This is a genomic window from Paenibacillus sonchi (assembly GCF_016772475.1).
GTDB classification, from domain to species: domain Bacteria; phylum Bacillota; class Bacilli; order Paenibacillales; family Paenibacillaceae; genus Paenibacillus_AQ; species Paenibacillus_AQ sonchi.
The window spans coordinates 4,849,812-4,864,944 of record NZ_CP068595.1 but is presented as its reverse complement, the minus strand read 5'-3'; the positions used below and the strand labels follow the sequence as shown (position 1 = coordinate 4,864,944).

At 53.6% G+C, this 15,133-nt stretch carries 19 protein-coding genes; 4 read left to right on the top strand and 15 right to left on the bottom strand.

Going from position 1 to position 15,133, the window contains the following annotated elements; genetic code table 11:
- Nucleotides 1–6: 6 nt before the first annotated feature.
- Both JI735_RS21545 and JI735_RS21540 read right to left on the bottom strand, forming a co-directional pair.
- Nucleotides 7–1,584, bottom strand: a complete 1,578-nt coding sequence (locus JI735_RS21545; RefSeq protein ID WP_202676418.1) for a hypothetical protein — start codon at nt 1,582–1,584, stop codon at nt 7–9.
- Nucleotides 1,581–2,453, bottom strand: a complete 873-nt coding sequence (locus tag JI735_RS21540) for an ABC transporter ATP-binding protein (RefSeq protein WP_039836448.1) — start codon at nt 2,451–2,453, stop codon at nt 1,581–1,583. Before JI735_RS21540 ends, JI735_RS21545 begins: the two co-directional genes overlap by 4 nt.
- Before the next feature lie 176 nt (nt 2,454–2,629).
- On the opposite strand from JI735_RS21540, the gene JI735_RS21535 reads away from it, so the two are divergent.
- Together JI735_RS21535 and JI735_RS21530 are read left to right on the top strand one after the other, a co-directional pair.
- Nucleotides 2,630–3,373 carry a response regulator transcription factor gene (locus JI735_RS21535; protein ID WP_233475996.1) on the top strand — a complete coding sequence of 248 codons (744 nt, stop codon included), beginning with the start codon at nt 2,630–2,632 and terminating at the stop codon, nt 3,371–3,373.
- On the top strand, nt 3,373–4,479 hold the full coding sequence (locus JI735_RS21530; protein WP_202676416.1) for a sensor histidine kinase: 1,107 nt from the start codon (nt 3,373–3,375) through the stop codon (nt 4,477–4,479). Before JI735_RS21535 ends, JI735_RS21530 begins: the two co-directional genes overlap by 1 nt.
- A 161-nt stretch (nt 4,480–4,640) precedes the next feature.
- Here JI735_RS21530 and JI735_RS21525 read toward each other — a convergent pair whose 3' ends face one another.
- The 10 genes from JI735_RS21525 to JI735_RS21480 all read right to left on the bottom strand — a co-directional run bounded on the left by JI735_RS21525 (nt 4,641) and on the right by JI735_RS21480 (nt 11,482).
- Nucleotides 4,641–5,465: an aldo/keto reductase gene (locus JI735_RS21525; RefSeq protein WP_039836446.1), complete on the bottom strand. Its 825-nt coding sequence runs from the start codon at nt 5,463–5,465 to the stop codon at nt 4,641–4,643.
- Nucleotides 5,466–5,612: 147 nt separating this feature from the next.
- Nucleotides 5,613–5,852 (bottom strand): YuzB family protein, encoded by a 240-nt coding sequence (locus JI735_RS21520; RefSeq protein WP_020426769.1) that lies wholly within the window; start codon nt 5,850–5,852, stop codon nt 5,613–5,615.
- A gap of 41 nt (nt 5,853–5,893) precedes the next feature.
- Entirely contained in the window at nt 5,894–6,196 is a 303-nt protein-coding gene (locus JI735_RS21515) for a HesB/IscA family protein (protein WP_020426768.1), read from the bottom strand.
- A 125-nt stretch (nt 6,197–6,321) separates the two neighbouring features.
- Nucleotides 6,322–6,573, bottom strand: a complete 252-nt coding sequence (locus JI735_RS21510; RefSeq protein ID WP_039836445.1) for a hypothetical protein — start codon at nt 6,571–6,573, stop codon at nt 6,322–6,324.
- Between the two features lie 125 nt (nt 6,574–6,698).
- Complete coding sequence (locus JI735_RS21505) at nt 6,699–7,907, bottom strand: M14 family metallopeptidase (RefSeq protein ID WP_202676415.1); 1,209 nt, start codon at nt 7,905–7,907, stop codon at nt 6,699–6,701.
- A gap of 238 nt (nt 7,908–8,145) precedes the next feature.
- A complete protein-coding gene (racE, locus tag JI735_RS21500; RefSeq protein WP_020428150.1) occupies nt 8,146–8,952 on the bottom strand; it encodes a glutamate racemase in 807 nt (268 codons plus the stop codon).
- 238 nt (nt 8,953–9,190) lie between these two features.
- Nucleotides 9,191–9,676 carry a YtxH domain-containing protein gene (locus JI735_RS21495; RefSeq protein ID WP_051051936.1) on the bottom strand — a complete coding sequence of 162 codons (486 nt, stop codon included), beginning with the start codon at nt 9,674–9,676 and terminating at the stop codon, nt 9,191–9,193.
- A 102-nt stretch (nt 9,677–9,778) separates the two neighbouring features.
- Nucleotides 9,779–10,441 carry a helix-turn-helix transcriptional regulator gene (locus JI735_RS21490; protein WP_039836440.1) on the bottom strand — a complete coding sequence of 221 codons (663 nt, stop codon included), beginning with the start codon at nt 10,439–10,441 and terminating at the stop codon, nt 9,779–9,781.
- A 91-nt stretch (nt 10,442–10,532) separates the two neighbouring features.
- Nucleotides 10,533–10,973 (bottom strand): DUF86 domain-containing protein, encoded by a 441-nt coding sequence (locus JI735_RS21485; protein ID WP_020428153.1) that lies wholly within the window; start codon nt 10,971–10,973, stop codon nt 10,533–10,535.
- 221 nt (nt 10,974–11,194) lie between these two features.
- On the bottom strand, nt 11,195–11,482 hold the full coding sequence (locus JI735_RS21480) for a Dabb family protein (RefSeq protein ID WP_039836439.1): 288 nt from the start codon (nt 11,480–11,482) through the stop codon (nt 11,195–11,197).
- 198 nt (nt 11,483–11,680) lie between these two features.
- Here JI735_RS21480 and JI735_RS21475 point away from each other — a divergent pair, with 198 nt between their 5' ends.
- Together JI735_RS21475 and JI735_RS21470 are read left to right on the top strand one after the other, a co-directional pair.
- Entirely contained in the window at nt 11,681–12,265 is a 585-nt protein-coding gene (locus JI735_RS21475) for a helix-turn-helix domain-containing protein (RefSeq protein WP_020428156.1), read from the top strand.
- Between the two features lie 195 nt (nt 12,266–12,460).
- Complete coding sequence (locus JI735_RS21470; RefSeq protein ID WP_051051934.1) at nt 12,461–13,267, top strand: MBL fold metallo-hydrolase; 807 nt, start codon at nt 12,461–12,463, stop codon at nt 13,265–13,267.
- Between the two features lie 101 nt (nt 13,268–13,368).
- Here the strand turns inward: JI735_RS21470 and JI735_RS21465 are convergent, their stop codons facing one another.
- From JI735_RS21465 to JI735_RS21455, 3 genes are read right to left on the bottom strand one after another with little or no spacing between them, the layout of a single operon-like run.
- Nucleotides 13,369–13,899, bottom strand: a complete 531-nt coding sequence (locus tag JI735_RS21465; protein WP_202676414.1) for a class I SAM-dependent methyltransferase — start codon at nt 13,897–13,899, stop codon at nt 13,369–13,371.
- A gap of 15 nt (nt 13,900–13,914) precedes the next feature.
- The gene (locus JI735_RS21460; protein WP_039836437.1) at nt 13,915–14,673 is read right to left on the bottom strand and encodes a GNAT family N-acetyltransferase; all 759 of its coding nucleotides are present in this window, start codon (nt 14,671–14,673) and stop codon (nt 13,915–13,917) included.
- Nucleotides 14,674–14,692: 19 nt separating this feature from the next.
- Nucleotides 14,693–15,109, bottom strand: a complete 417-nt coding sequence (locus tag JI735_RS21455; RefSeq protein WP_039836436.1) for a DUF6157 family protein — start codon at nt 15,107–15,109, stop codon at nt 14,693–14,695.
- Between the last annotated feature and the right edge of the window lie 24 nt (nt 15,110–15,133).

Sequence of the window (15,133 nt, the reverse complement as noted above, 5' to 3'; positions counted from 1 at the left end):
TCCTTCTTATTGATAAATTTCCAGTCTGCCAGAGCCGGACGGCTGCGCCTGCTGTGAATAAAAGCACAGAGAACATAAGATAAAACATAGGGTTCCTATCGGACACCCCAAAAAGTCGAGTGAGGGAACATGATTGAGCGGTCCCATATACCACCAGAGCAGATAAATGACTTCGAACAGCTTTTTTGACCCGCCCAGTGTGCCGAGTGCAAGCGCCAAGGTCGGAATGAACAGGAGGCCTGTTCCCCATGCCAACAGGGCCGGCATCTGGTCCTCCGCGATGAAGCGGATGATTGCCCCCGCAGAAAACAGCAAGGTGATGAATACGCCGGAGAGCCATTCCGTCCACCACTTCGCCAGCGGCGAGCTGCACGACAAGGTCAGTCCGGTCGTGAAATAATGCTGATCCCGCGTGCCCATCTGCGACCATAAAGCGAGAGGCCATATCATGATAAAGGGCAGCAGGCTGTTCACAGAGTTTGCCGTAACCAGCAGTGGCGCGGCAATAAGCATTATGGCGGGCAGTGTCCACCAGAGGGACATGCCCTTCAGCATCAGCTTCAGCTCGGCTTTAACCCGCCCGGGCAACCTTGCTCCCTTGACCCTCACTGCCGGAGACAGCTGTAGTGAACCGCTATGCTCCATAGCTGCAAGCGGCAGAGCAGGTGCTTTTTCCCTGCCCGGAGCAAGCGGATGCGCCTTGGCGGAGCCTTCCAGGTGTTCAAAACGGCGGAACAGCAGAGCCGACAGAACAATCCCTCCTACACCTACAGCTATCCAGACGAGCCGGACGGGGACAAGCGAAGAATCCCATGCTGCGCCCTGCCACACAAATGTGGGGATCTGGCCCTGTGTCGGATAATATCCAAAGCTTCCGCCCCCCTCAAGGCTGGAGAGAGCAGGATAATGCTCCGCTGCACTGTGGGCCATTGTATTCAGGATGCCGCTCACGCCGAACAGATCCCACCAATCGCTTGGTGCCGCTATGGACACCACTCCGGCGGCGATCCACAGGCAGAAGAACAGCACATTCCCCAAAACCCCCTTCAAACCGGGAAATACATCAAACAGTACAGTTAGGGAAGCGAGCAGAAACAGGGATGGAAAAGTTACAAAGAAAAAGGGAGCCATGTAATCCGTTAACCGGAGCTGGGAGCTTTCTCCCCGCAGCAGCTGCATGGCCATAAAGGCCGCCAGCAAAACAGCTCCAATCACCAGCAGGACCACAAAATTCGCCGCTGCCTTAGCGGTGATATACCTGATTTTCCGGACAGGGGCTGAGGCGATCAACGGCCCAAGCTTCAGGCGTGCATCTCCGGATATTTGGCTTCGGAGCATGAAAAAACCGAACAGCCAGAGCAGCATTGTGGTCAGCATCGCCGCAAGTCCGCCCAGCCACGCCGAGTTATAGATGCCTCTGACCCCGCCGATATAAAAGATTTCATATCCGGCAGCGGCATCCGGTACGCAGGCATAACCGGCGAATACGCTGATCCCTATGACGAACAGGAAGGAATAGCTGCGCATCTGACTGACCAAATTGCTTTTGATTAAATAAAAGCAGGCAGAAAGGCTGCGCATCATGGCTGGACTCCTAACGAGGACACTGTATACAGGTACGCATCCTCCAGTGAAGCGGGCAGCAGAGTGGCATTTGCACTGGGACGCAGGTCGGAAACGATCCGGGTGTGGATGCCGTCGCTGCGCTGAATAGCGCTGCTGACCGTGTATTTAGCCTGCATTTCCGGCAGTGAGGCGGCAGGCAGGATGCAGTTCCAGACCTTCTGCTCCACAGTCTGGATCAGGTTCTCCGGTGCCGCATACTTGACCAGCCGGCCCTTCGCCATCAGCGCGATGGTGGGGATGGATTCAATATCGGTCACGATATGTGTTGATAAAATAATGATTCTGTCCCCGGACAAGCTGGATAATAAATTGCGGAAACCGATTCTTTCTCCGGGGTCCAGCCCGACCGTGGGTTCGTCGACAATAAGCAGCGACGGATCATTAAGCAGGGATTGGGCAATGCCCACCCGCTGTCTCATGCCGCCCGAGAATCCGCCGAGCAGCCGCTTCCGGTCATTCGAGAGATTTAAAATTTCCAGCAGCTCATTGATCCGGGTCCGCGCGGACCGGGCGGACATTCCTTTCATCGCCGCTATATATTCCAGGAATTCAAGCGGAGTCAGATTCGGATACACACCGAAGTCCTGCGGCAAATACCCCAGCTCCTTCCGCAAAACCTGCGGTTGCCCGGCAATATCCACGCCATTCCATGTAATCCTTCCTTGCGTTGGCTTCTCTATAGTCGCGAGCATCCGCATCAGCGTGGATTTCCCGGCACCATTGGGGCCGAGCAGACCGGTCACCCCTGGTTTGAGCTTCAAGGTGATGCCGCTGAGGGCATGCTTTGCACCATAGCTTTTCGATACCTGTTCAATTTGCAATTCCATGTCTATTCCTCCGTCACAACCAATTGCCGAACCATTCCCTGGCGGCGTAACGTTAGAATAGTCCCCGAAAGTAAAATCAAAGCAAACTCACGGTTAAAAGGAAACAGGAGGCAAGAAAAATTGCAAAATGAATGCTAAACTTAGAGGGAATTTATGCACTCAGGGAGGAAACACCGTTGCTGAACGACCATACGAACGCCGAGAAAATTTTGCTGGTTGACGATGAGAAGGGAATTTTGACTTTGCTGGAGATTACGTTGAAGAAAGAGCGCTACCACAATATCTCCAGCTGTACGACCGGGGAACAAGCGTTATTTTTCGTAAAAAATCATACCTATGACCTGATCCTGCTGGATGTGATGCTTGGGGATGCCAACGGCTTTGAGCTGTGCCGTGAGATCCGCAAGCATACGGATACGCCTATATTTTTTATTACGTCATGCGCAAGCGATTTCGATAAATTGACCGGGCTCGGGATTGGCGGGGACGATTATATCACGAAGCCTTTTAATCCGCTTGAGGTCATTGCCCGGATCAAAGCCTTGTTCAGAAGGCAGAGCCTCACCCAAGCCTCGACTAACGGAAATCCGGAAGGTGCAGGGAACAAAGAATATAATTATGGGCGTTTTATTCTAAGGCCTGCGGATGCCTCATTGATCGTGAATGGGGAGAGTGTGGAATGTACGGCCAAGGAATTGGAGCTGCTGAGCTTCTTTTGCCGGAATCCGAACCGGATCTATACAACTTCGCAAATCTATGAACTGGTGTGGGGCAGCCCGGGGTATGGCGACGAGAAAACGGTCACCATCCATATTTCAAAAATCAGAAAAAAGCTGGACGACAATCCGAAAGCGCCTGAGCTGATCATTAACCTGAGAGGGATCGGTTATAAATTTGTGCCGCCGGTCAAGGAAGCCTGATGAAGACGGGACTAAGGTTCAGTATCCATTTTGTCATCGGATTAATCGCCTGGATGCTGGGACTCGGCATCACCATGATGATTAGCGCGGAGGTGCTGTTTCCGCTGCTGGGCCTTCTGGAAGGGCAGGAGCATTATGATCTGTACATTCTGGCGGTATTCGGGCTTAATATTACGGCCTGCAGCGTGCTGTTCGGCTGGTATTTCGGGAGTCCGTTAAGATTCATGATGTCGTGGATTGCTTCCTTGTCGGGCAGGACTTTCGAACCTCCGCCTGCGCTTCAGGGCATCTTCAAGCGGAACGGGAAGCTCAAATTCAGATACCGGCTGTACGGCGAATTGATCGTGAACATCGAGTCGCTGTCCGCTGGCCTGAAGCAGGCCGAACTGGAACGCCGCAAGCTGGAAGAGAACAAAAAGGATTGGGTGGCCGGCATCTCGCATGACCTCAAAACACCCCTAACGTACGTCACGGGATATTCAGCTCTGCTGCTGAACGAGGAGTACAGCTGGAATGCGGATGAACAGCGGACGTTCCTGCAAGAAATTCATGCCAAAGGACTGCATATTGAGGAATTGATCAGCGACATTAACCTCTCTTTTCAGATGAATGAGGATCATGCTTCCCTGCCCATGCAGCTTGGCACGGTGGAGCTGATCGGATTCCTGCAGCGGCTGACGGCCGATGTCGGCAACGATCCGAGAGCGGTGTCCCACCTGTTGAGCCTGGAAGCGGAGACCGAGCCGCTGGAGCTTGTTGCCGATGAGAAGCTGCTCTACCGGGCGCTGCAAAATGTGCTGATGAATGCGGTGCTTCACACTCCGGCAGGAACCGCCATTCATGTGACTGTGCGGCGGGAGGGGGATGAAAGTGCGAATATCACGGTTTCGGACAATGGTACCGGAATGGACGAAGATACGCTGAACAATCTGTTCCAAAAATATTACCGCGGAGCAAAAAACGGCTCCCCGAACCTCGGGACAGGACTCGGCATGGCGATTGTAAAAAGCCTGATCCTCGCGCACGGCGGCTTCCTGACCGTAGAAAGCGAAGTATCCAAAGGAACCGCCTTTCATATCTCTTTGCCTGTCCGGCAGCACAAGTAGAAACGGCTACGCCGTCCTTATTAGGACGGCACCCGTTTCAGCGAGAAATAGAAGGATAATTTATAGCGTGAAACATATAAATTCTTATATTTGAAAAGTCTCCCTGAGCGTGAGCATTCAGGGAGACTTTGTGAAAAAGCCAAGAAAATATACGTAATGGACTAGAACAATAACTTGTCCGGATCCGAGCCAATCCGCTCACCGGCATCCAGGCTGCTGATGGCAGACAGTTCTTCCGCCGACAGCTCGAAATCGAAGATTTCGCTGTTTTCCTTAATTCTTGAGGCGGTTACAGATTTCGGGATGATCACAATCCCGTTCTGCAGCCCCCAACGTAAAATCACCTGGGAAACCGTCTTGCCGTGTTTGCCTGCAATCCCCTGCAGCAGCTCGTTGTCCTGCAGTCTGCCCTTCATCAGCGGTGCCCAGGCTTCGATCTGAATCTGGCGGCTGGCGCAGTAGTCATGCAGCTCTTTCTGGATAAAACGCGGATGCAGCTCCACCTGATTCACGGCAGGCACAGTTTCGCTGTCCTTCCGCAATTCCTCCAGATGGTGAATCTGAAAATTGCTGACACCAATAGCACGTACGCGTCCTTCAGCATAGAGCCGTTCCAGTGCGCGCCAGGTAGCTTTATATTTATCCGTACCCGGCCAGTGGATGAGATAGAGGTCAATAACGTCCAGGCCCAGCTTCTTGCTGCTGGTTTCGAAGGCCCTCAGCGTCTCATCGTAGCCCTGATCCGAGTTCCATACCTTTGTTGTCACGAACAGGCTGTCCCGCGGTATGCCGCTGGCGGCAATCGAGCGTCCCACCTCTTCCTCGTTGCCATATACCGCTGCGGTATCAATACTCCGGTAACCCAGCTCCAGCGCAGTTGCTACAGCACGCGCTACCTCTTCTCCCTCGGCCTTGTAGGTTCCCAGTCCAAACCGGGGCATGGCTATTCCGTTATTCAGAATCGTTACATCAGCAATATGCTTCATTGTGCTCCATTCCCTCCTATGTATCTTCTGATGTTGAGAACTTTTCTATTATACCATGGGCCTCCGCGCATACCCAACTTCCAGGCGCACCCGGATACTGCAAAAAACCCCCGCTAGACTCAGCGGAGGTTATACCAGACATTATGCCTATTCCTTAGCAACCGGCCGTTTGACAAACGCTTCGGCCTTAGCCAGCACCTCGTCTTCCGTCGGGCCGCTGACATAACGGCCATTGATATAGACAAACGGCCGTTTGCCGCAAGGCCCGCAATAGGAGATGCAGCCGGTCTTGATCTCGGCGTCAGGCGCCATCTTGCGCAGCTTGGGGAGGATACTTTTCATCTTGATATGATTGCACTCGTCGCAAATGCGTATATCGTTAGCCATGGAGCAACCCTTCTTTATGTCCGTAAAATTCGGGCGAACACTTAGTGATCGCCGTGATTTCCTTTAGACGGATTAGTAATGACAAAACCTTCTTCCGGGAAATACAAATAGTCAATTTTCACACCATCCAGCAGCGGCTGGTTAGGATCAAGAATGACATCAATCTCTTTATCAGTGGATACAACGATGTCATTTTCTTTGGGCGTGTCCAGGTCAAGGCCGTAATGGGCATGATCGCCGTGGGCATGCGTAATGGCTACGCGCAGCTTCAGCTCGCTGTTGCCTTCAAGTTCCATCGTTTTCTTTATCACTTTAGCCGCATTGCGGGTAATTTTGACGTTCATCCTTATCCATCTCCCAGGCATCTATAGTTTAAATACTCAATAATTTATTTTAAGGAAATCAGGCTGTAAAAGCAACTATTATGCCGAAATACATCAGGGAGCAACCCGTAAAATTCGCTAAACATTCATCTTCCGGTCCGCAAGGCCGGGTATTTGCGCTCCATCCGCGAGACGAACCAGCCCGTCAGCAGCATCGTCACTCCAATATCGTCAATCGGCAGAAACGGCATGAAATCGGGGAGCACCCAGTATAAAATCACCGGAATGGTGAACAGGAGCTTGTCCGCCATGGCTACTTGCGGCGAGACGACAAACTGCCAGGAATTGCGGAAAATACGGGACCATTGCTTCAGCGACAGCAGTTTTTTCAGTTTCATAACGGTCCTCCTAAAAGTTTTGTGGAGCCACAAAAAAAGGATCCAGCCGCGAAGCGCATCTAGGAATGACTGCGGCCGTACCCTTTGCTGTTATATTACGCAATTTTGCAGAAATTGTTTCATTTTTATTTGAAATTTGAAAGGATCGCGGCCAAAATAAGACCGGTTTCCAGCGCCATATCCTCAAAATCAGCCAGCGGCAGCGGATTCTTGCCAACTCCCAGCTCCACAGTGAAGCCGGGCTTGCGGAAGCGCTGGATGAACCAGTCCTTGTATCCCGCATCGCTGCCGGTCAGCTCAACCGCCCGGTAGCCGCTCGCCGCCGCTAGCTGAGCTGCAAGTGCACGGCTCTCCGGCGGCTCATACCCCCGGTAGTTCCAGTAAATCTCTCCTCCCTGGCTGTGCAGCGATACAGCGGCATCGCCGGGGACCCTCTCTGCCAGCTGCGCCAGGGCAGCGGCTTCCGGCTCGCTTAGCGCAGCCGTCCCGCTGTAATCACGCGGCCCGGGTCCAGGCACTCCCCGCCGCGCCTGCTCCTCTTCCCAATGGGCAGGGAACTGGTCCCCCAGGTCCACCCCGCGGATGTTGGCCTTCCAGTGCCGGAAGCTGCGCCGTCCACCGTTCCATGCCATCAGCTCATCATAGTACGGGTCGCCGGGCAGTGTTCCTTCCTGCACCAGCTCCACCCCATCGGGATTGGCCAAGGGTACAGCCCATACCGTCCAGTTGCTATACCATTTATTGGGGTTGTGGCCGTTCCAGCCCTTCCCCTCAGCATATGCTGCCGCATACTGCTCCACAAAAGACAGGAGGCAGGGCGAGGTCAGCCATTCATTCGCATGCAGCGCAGCATTGACATGAAGCTGGTGCGGCCCGCTGCCGATCCGCAGCAGATGCAGCGGCTTGCCCAGGACGCTTGAGCCAATGGTTTCATGCTGAAGGAAAGGATACTGGTCCAGCAGCCTGACAATATCCGCCTCCACCTCGGCAGGACCATATTCTCCGCGCAAATGCACCACTTCGTGCGGTGCCGCCGGAGGAATAACCAGCACCTTGCCGGGCGTACACCCGTATGCCGAGCCAACGCCCGGATTCAGCTTTTCAAGCTCATTCACATCCACTCCGAACAAGGCGGCAATGCTCCAGGCATCGTCACCCGGCTGTACAGCATAACGTTTGCGCGGAGCGGAAGGCAGAAACAGAATCTGCCCCGGAACTAAATACGGCTGCCTCCCTGCCCACGGGTTTCCCTGTATCACATGCTCCGGTGTGAGTCCATGCCTCGCGGCTATCCGGCTTACCGTATCTCCCCTGCGGGCAATATATTGCTGCATATGCCTCATCCTCTCAGCCCTCTAGTTGGCGTCATCCAATGCCGTCAGCCGGAGCGTTCACGGGAGACATTCGGACACAGCCCTCTTTTCCATTGTATGCAGACCGTGCTGTCCACCATGAAAAAATTGATTAGGTCCATAACAAAGACCGGAACATTGCTGTCCCGGCCTCAAGTTTTGGTTCTAAAACTGCCCCTGAATCAGGGGTTTGTCCCTATTCAATTCACCGCTGCCGCGCTTACAGCGAAGAGACCTGCCACACAACGGGCGTGCGCTTAATCTGCTCCCCAAGCCAGTCACGGGCGATCCGCTGGAACATCTCGGCATCTCCGCTGCAGAAAAACTGGTGGATCGGGCTTTCGTCTCCGCTGGCCAGTTTGCCTTTGTCATAGAGAATCGTGCTGATTTCTCTGGCTGTCTCATCTGCTGAGCTGATGAGCTTCACCCCTGGCCCCATTACCTTGCCGATGGGCTCTACCAGGAACGGATAATGGGTACAGCCCAGGATCAGGGTGTCGATCGGCTCATACTTGATGCCATTCAGCGATTCCGCCACTGCGATATGGCTCTCCTCCGAGCGGAACATCCCTTGTTCCACAAAAGGAACAAGCGCGGGGCAGGCCTGGCTGACGACCTGGACGAATGGGGACAGCTGCTTCAGCGCAGCGGTGTAGGCACCGCTTTTGATGGTGCCGATGGTGCCGATGACGCCGACCTGACCGGTTTTGGTCGCACTTATGGCTGCACGTGCGCCCGGATGAATGACGCCGATGACGGGAATGGATACTTTGGCTGAGATATAGTCAAGTGCGGCCGCAGTTGCTGTGTTGCAGGCGATAACAATCATTTTGGGATTAAATTGAATTAAATAGTCCACAATCTGTTCGGTGAACATTTTCACTTCTTCTGTCGAACGGGGTCCGTACGGGGCCCTTGCGGTGTCACCGAAATAAATGATTTTCTCCCGTGGGAGCTGTCTCATCACTTCCTTGACAACCGTGAGTCCCCCCACACCTGAATCTAGTATTGCGATAGCTTGCTGCACGAACACACCGCTTCCTTTTACTTGTTTTGTGTAGCTTATGTAAGGCCAAAACAAAATGTACCTGGGCTTCAGCCCCAATTGCAGATGATACTCCAAAACCCTGGACAGTTCAAGAGCCGCCTTCCGCCAGAATGCGAAAAGCGGCTCTAGGCCGAAAATAATTCACCTTACCTCTCCGCCAAAGAGAAACGGGCTCGTCGTGCTCTGCTCTAGGCGGATTCACTTTATTTCCGCCAGCTTAAGCGATTCCACTGCCGTCTTTGCCGTTTGCCGTGTCATCTTCTGCAACAGTGTCAGCACCTGTTGCAGCACCGCTCCGGGCTGCCGCTTCATCCGGCGCTGCTTCAGCAGCTTCTTCAACGGCGGTTTCATTGGCTTCAGCGGTTTCAGTCGCTTCAATGGCTTCATCGGTAACGCCTCCGGCAGCAATTCCGCTCACCACAACCGCCTTTTCTTCATCAGTCCCGGTGTATTGTCTGCTCCATTCCTTGACCTCAATGACGACAGACTCAACCGCGTCTTTGGCTTTGCTGTACAGCTCTGTGCCTTTGTCGCTTGCCGCTCCGGCAATCTCCTGCACTTTGTGGGCCGCTTCTGCGGTCCCTTCCGCAATGTCTTTGCGCAGCTCCTTGCCGGCTTTAGGGGCGAACAGCAGAGCCGTTACCGAACCCACCACACTGCCGGCCAGAATACCCCACAGCAAGCTTTTAGTGTCTTTTTTCATGTCTCATCTCTCCCTTGGATTCTCATTGAGCCTCTGCCCGGCCATCCGGGCGATCGCCTAGTTCTGCTATATCATAAGCAAAGAGAGTTTGTCCTGTGACTGCTATACGCTCAATTCCGGAGATTTGTCTTTCTTGCGGGGAATAATGGCGTACCGGCAGCTCTGTCCGCCTTCAGCCATACATTCCGTGCGTGTAACCTTCGCCCCCAGCAGCTCCTCGAACAGCGCTTGTTCACACTGGCAGGCCTTGCGGTATTGGGTTGCAACCTGGCGGATCGGACAGTTGTACTCCTGCATTACATAAGAGCCGTCCTCTTCCTGGTTCCACTCGGCCATATAGCCGCCCGCATTCTGGATGGAGGACAGCTCGGCCACACGCTCCTCCAGATTCCGGTTCTCCATCATGGGTCCATATTGGGCCAGCATACGCTTCCTGCGGCCTTCAAACAGAACATTAACCGCCTCCTGTCCGCTGCCGTGGTCCAGCTCGCGCAGCAGCTCCAGCGCCAGATTATGATAGCTTTTGGGAAAATGGTCTTCCGCCCGCTCTGTCAGTGAATACACATGAAGCGGACGCCCCATAGCCTGGCGGACGACTTTGGTTTTGGCCAGCGCTTCCTGTTCCAGCTGAAGCACGTGGCGCCGGACCCCCATTTCCGTGATCCCCAGCTCCTCTGCGAGCGCACCGATCGTCAGCGGCCCTTTCATCTTCAGGAGCGTCATAATCATCCGCCTTGTTGATCCGCTTTCCTGCCCCTTCTTCATCCTCAAGGACCTCCTTCCTTTCACGGCAGACGCTTGTGTTCACTCCTGTATCTGTCCTTTATATTCAATAAATCCCGGCTGCAGCCTAAAGCTACACTGAAGCTTGCGTGCCCAGCTCCTGATCCAGATAGCTCTGCACTGCAGCTGCGAATTGCTCCAGTGCTTCCGGCAGCTTCGCTGTAAGCGGGTGAAGCGATGTCCGGTCCCAGGCGTAGTAGTCCTGAACGAGAGGCTTGCGGAGTGCCACAAGCTGGATCAGCAAACCGTACAGGCTGCTGCCTTCAAAAACCTTTTCCTCATGGATGATAGAAATGATGTCCTCATAGCTTCCGGCATCACGCATAATGAATCCGTCAATCAGAGAGCTGCCCACATCGGTAACGACCTCAATCGCCAAATGCAGGCATCTTTCCTGAACCAGTCCCGTGAATGTACCGCCATCCCACGAGGCCGCAGCGGCCCGGAGCCCTTTATTAATATCTGGAATCTGTCCCAGTATAATTTCGATCTGTTTCCGGTTGACATAGTACACAGTAGACCCTCCAAGTAAGGTAATATGGGGCAAGAGCAGTGACCGGAGTCCGGATTATTTTCCCCGTTTGCCACGGCGTTTCAGCCAGAACAGCATGATGATGCATGCGGCCAGAAATACGACTAAATAGGTTAACGCTTCCATCGGGTACTCAAGCTCTCGCATAACGTCCCACCTTCCGGTTGTTGATGGCGGTTAGCAGCCGCACTCTGCGTGTATCTCTAGATTTCGTAATCTACAGCATATGAAACCTCTTTGACCTCATTGATGTGCGCGATAACTTTTTTATGCTCCGGGTGCACCTGATAGGCCTGTAAATCATCCAGCGAAGCGACCACCGTCACCAGCGCAATATCAAAAGAACGCTCCGAGCGAATGATATCAGCCCCCACCTCGATGGAGAGCAGCTGCGGAATTTTGCCTTCCATGTTCCGGAGCACCGTTACGGTTTCCTGTACTTTTTCCGGAGTCCGGTCCTTTAATTTGAAGAATACAATGTGCTTAATCATCTATATCGCTCCCAGCGTCCTGAATTATAAAATAGATTACTAAAAATATATCATACCAGCATCACTTCTGAAAGAAACTTAAGCGCCGGCGGACCGCCAAGCATTTCATCTGGACGAAAGCATAACCGAAATGTTAAAGTCATATCAAGCCAAACCAGAACATTTACTAAATTATCAATTCAGTATATCGGAGGAATTATGCCTAATAACCAGCAAGAACCACATAAAATTCAGGCCTGGTCTCTGATCAACCGCAAATATCTTGGACAAGGCGTACGGGTCAAAAGATTCCGCCGGCCGAAGCGCAGCCAGATCCGCAACCGTGTGCTGCTAGCCGTCCTGATGGCCAAAGACATCAAGCTGTCACGGCTGGCCGAAGAACTCTCCGTCTCTTCACGCAGCGTCAGCGCGTGGGTATATGAAGGCCGGATTCCTTCCAGAACCAATCTGGACAAGGTCTGCCGCACCCTGGGGTACCCGTCCCATATCTTGTTCAATGAGGCTCTCCTGCGGCAAAGTCCGATTGTGTGCCAGCCTACACCTTCAAGATTCATGAAAAGAGCAAATGCCCGCTCCCCGCACAGCAATGTGATTCTTACAGGACTGTGCATGGTCTATGATTTCTCTGTCACGGATGTCAGCATCTGGATCGGGGTCCATCCCGGAACCTTCCGCAAATGGCTGCATCAATGCCACCTCCCAACGCTGGCGCTGCAGGAAAAGGCTGAGAATTTCTTCCATATCCCGCGCCATATTCTGTTCGCTGATTGTGAACTGCACTAGCCATGAAGCCGCAAGCTACATACAGCTACTTCATTTAACTGCTTGTCATAACTACGCCAGGCCCTTCTTCCTTTTGGAGAGGGTTTTTTGGCCGTTCAGCATCCTCACCTTTGTTTTTTCCTGCCGGCCTATTTGTATTTTGTAAAAAAGGCCATACTAAACATTGAACCTAAAAACAATACAGGAGGTACGAGGGTGGAACTGAACGGAATATTAACTTCCGGCTTGACGGATACATGGGAGGCAGCAGAAGGAGTGGCCGGTCTTCGGACTTTGTTTGTCAACGTCGCCTTTGTAGGGCATTCGGCAACGGGCTATATTCTGGTCGATACCGGGCTTGGCAATTTCGCGGGGAGCATTTTGCAGACCAGCCGGGAATGGTTTGGCAGACCGCCGGCGGCCATTGTGCTGACTCACGGCCATTTTGACCATGTCGGCAACCTGAAGGAGCTTATGGAGGAATGGCCGGAAGTTCCGGTATATGCACATCCTCTGGAGCTGCCTTATCTCACAGGCTTGCAGGACTATCCTCCGGCAGACCCCGCTGTAGGCGGGGGCCTCATGGCCACCGTGTCACCGCTGTACCCGCACAGGGGCCTCCATCTCGGGGAAGGTGTCCATCCCCTTCCGGAGGATGGCAGTGTCCCTGGAGCGAAGGGATGGACCTGGGTGCACACCCCGGGGCACAGCCCGGGCCACATCTCTCTTTTCCGCCCTGCGGACAAGGTCCTTATCTCCGGGGATGCCGTGATTACCGTCAAGCAGGAGTCGGCTTTTGCAGTCATTACACAGCATAAGGAACTGCACGGACCTCCGGCCTATTTCACAACTGACTGGGTAGAAGCAGAAAAGTCCGTACGCAAGCTTGCTTTACTGGACCCTCAGATGGTGATTCCCGGACACGGGCTGCCTATGGCCGCTCCAGAGCTGTCGGCGCAATTTGCCCATTTATGCAAAACGTTTAAGGAGCTGTCTGTCCCTTCCCAGGGAAAGTTCGTATAAGTCTTACTCTTTTCTCTTGCGGGCGAAGATCTCCCGGAGCAGATACTCATGTGTCCCGCCTCCGGGACTCTGCAATGATTCCTGAAACGTTCCAGTCTCCACTACCTCTGCCGCAGAAAAATGCTCCCGCAGGTCAGCATCGCTGAAAAAGTGGGCGTACTTCCCTTTTTGTATTCATATGTACCCGGCTCCAGCATCCTCCCATGGCCGTTGTTGGAATCCTCATCGGAGAAACTGGTGAAATACAGCAGGCCCCCAGGGCGGAGCTGCGCAAGACATGCCGCAATGAGCTGACGGCGTTCTCCGGCAAGAAATAAATGCAGTACATCATAGCAATAGACTGCATCTACAAGGATGTCCAATTGAGGCCCCAGTGCCGATCCTTCAATAAACCGGGTTTGGCTGTCCCACCCGGCGGCAAGCTCCAGCGCTTCCCCGCTCAATTCGACGCCATAGGTATCCAAATCGGAGGAGAACACCTTGGTGTTCCGTCCATAACCCGCACCGGGAACGAGGACAGATTTCACTCCCTGCTCAAGGAACCACGCTTTTGCCCGCAAGGCTGACGGACTGGGCTGATCTCCCCAGATCATGCCTTCGCGGGCAAATCTTGTGCTCCAATACTGTGACATTTAATCGGCTCCTTTCTATACCCTGCTTTTCACTCTGTACCAATATTGATATATCTCTTTGAAGCCCAGCTTGTCATATAGGGCGGAAGCCCCGCTGTTCGCCAGCACCACCTGAAGAAAGGAATGTGCCGCTCCCCGGTTTCTGGCCCAGTGCAGCAGGCTGAGCAGTATTTCCTCCGCCATCCCCTGCCGCCGGAACGCCGCCGCAGTGCATATATCGTATAGACCTATGTACCCATGCTGAAGGACACCGAGTCCGCACGCAGCAGGAATTCCATCCTTCAGCAGAAGAGCGTACCCTTGCTTCAACATGGACGAAGCCAGCATTCTCCGCAGAGTGTCCTGATCCGCAACGGACAGCCCTGACAACCCGGCGAATGCTTCCAGCCACGCTCCGGCCAGTTCTTCCTGGATTAGAACCTCGTAGCGACCGGCCGGAGCCGGCAGCTCCTGCAGATCCAGCGTCCTGACGGAGGAGGGCTCTACTTTCTCATAGCCCTGCCCGGCTAATCGCCCGTCGAGGTCTGCGGGCTGGGTAAAGGGCGTGATTTTGAACACGGAACTCAGCCCGGCAGCGGCATAATACTGCTCAGCAAGACGGATTTTCTCCTGGACCTCAAGTTCGCCCTGCTGTCCCGTTGACCGATACAGCGGATTAACCGAATTTGCCCGTTTGGTATAACCTGACGAGGAGCGGAGTATCCAGCCCTCCAGCAGCACACTTTGCTCTGCAGGCCAGGTGTTCAGCGCGATTTCTTCTATACCTTTATGCAAGGTTCGCCTTCCCTCCCTGTCATTTTTTATTGCGCATAGCATTCAGCAGCTTAACGCCATCCTCGCTCCCGGATGTGTAATGATCGTACTCAGGGGACTCCTTGCCATAAATGGCGATTTTACCCTCAGAGTTATAGTGAATTCCCCAACCGTACTTTTTAGGCAGCATGGAGGCGCGCAGGCAGGGGTGGCTTTTGGAGAACAGTGCTGTCCAGATTTCCTTCCTGCGTTCCGCTCTCTCCTGTTCAGAAATCCCCTTATGGCGCACATGCACCTCATACAGCAGCTCTTCATGGGTATAGGCATACGGCGCCCCTGAGAGCAGCTCATGCTGAATGACATGGACCGGCGGATGCGGCCGGGCGGACACAGGAACAACACCAGTCTCGGCCGGACAATCGACAGCGACGCGGATGAACGTATCGGTATAGCTCATGTTCTGGTCTCCTTCATAGTTGGT

Coding starts and splice junctions, on each gene's coding strand:
- JI735_RS21545 (WP_202676418.1), bottom strand. CDS start 1,584: ATGATGCGCAGCCTTTCTGCCTGCTTTTATTTAATCAAAAGCAATTTG.
- JI735_RS21540 (WP_039836448.1), bottom strand. CDS start 2,453: ATGGAATTGCAAATTGAACAGGTATCGAAAAGCTATGGTGCAAAGCAT.
- JI735_RS21530 (WP_202676416.1), top strand. CDS start 3,373: ATGAAGACGGGACTAAGGTTCAGTATCCATTTTGTCATCGGATTAATC.
- JI735_RS21525 (WP_039836446.1), bottom strand. CDS start 5,465: ATGAAGCATATTGCTGATGTAACGATTCTGAATAACGGAATAGCCATG.
- JI735_RS21520 (WP_020426769.1), bottom strand. CDS start 5,852: ATGGCTAACGATATACGCATTTGCGACGAGTGCAATCATATCAAGATG.
- JI735_RS21515 (WP_020426768.1), bottom strand. CDS start 6,196: ATGAACGTCAAAATTACCCGCAATGCGGCTAAAGTGATAAAGAAAACG.
- JI735_RS21510 (WP_039836445.1), bottom strand. CDS start 6,573: ATGAAACTGAAAAAACTGCTGTCGCTGAAGCAATGGTCCCGTATTTTC.
- JI735_RS21505 (WP_202676415.1), bottom strand. CDS start 7,907: ATGCAGCAATATATTGCCCGCAGGGGAGATACGGTAAGCCGGATAGCC.
- JI735_RS21495 (WP_051051936.1), bottom strand. CDS start 9,676: ATGAAAAAAGACACTAAAAGCTTGCTGTGGGGTATTCTGGCCGGCAGT.
- JI735_RS21490 (WP_039836440.1), bottom strand. CDS start 10,441: ATGAAGAAGGGGCAGGAAAGCGGATCAACAAGGCGGATGATTATGACG.
- JI735_RS21480 (WP_039836439.1), bottom strand. CDS start 11,482: ATGATTAAGCACATTGTATTCTTCAAATTAAAGGACCGGACTCCGGAA.
- JI735_RS21475 (WP_020428156.1), top strand. CDS start 11,681: ATGCCTAATAACCAGCAAGAACCACATAAAATTCAGGCCTGGTCTCTG.
- JI735_RS21465 (WP_202676414.1), bottom strand. CDS start 13,899: ATGTCACAGTATTGGAGCACAAGATTTGCCCGCGAAGGCATGATCTGG.
- JI735_RS21455 (WP_039836436.1), bottom strand. CDS start 15,109: ATGAGCTATACCGATACGTTCATCCGCGTCGCTGTCGATTGTCCGGCC.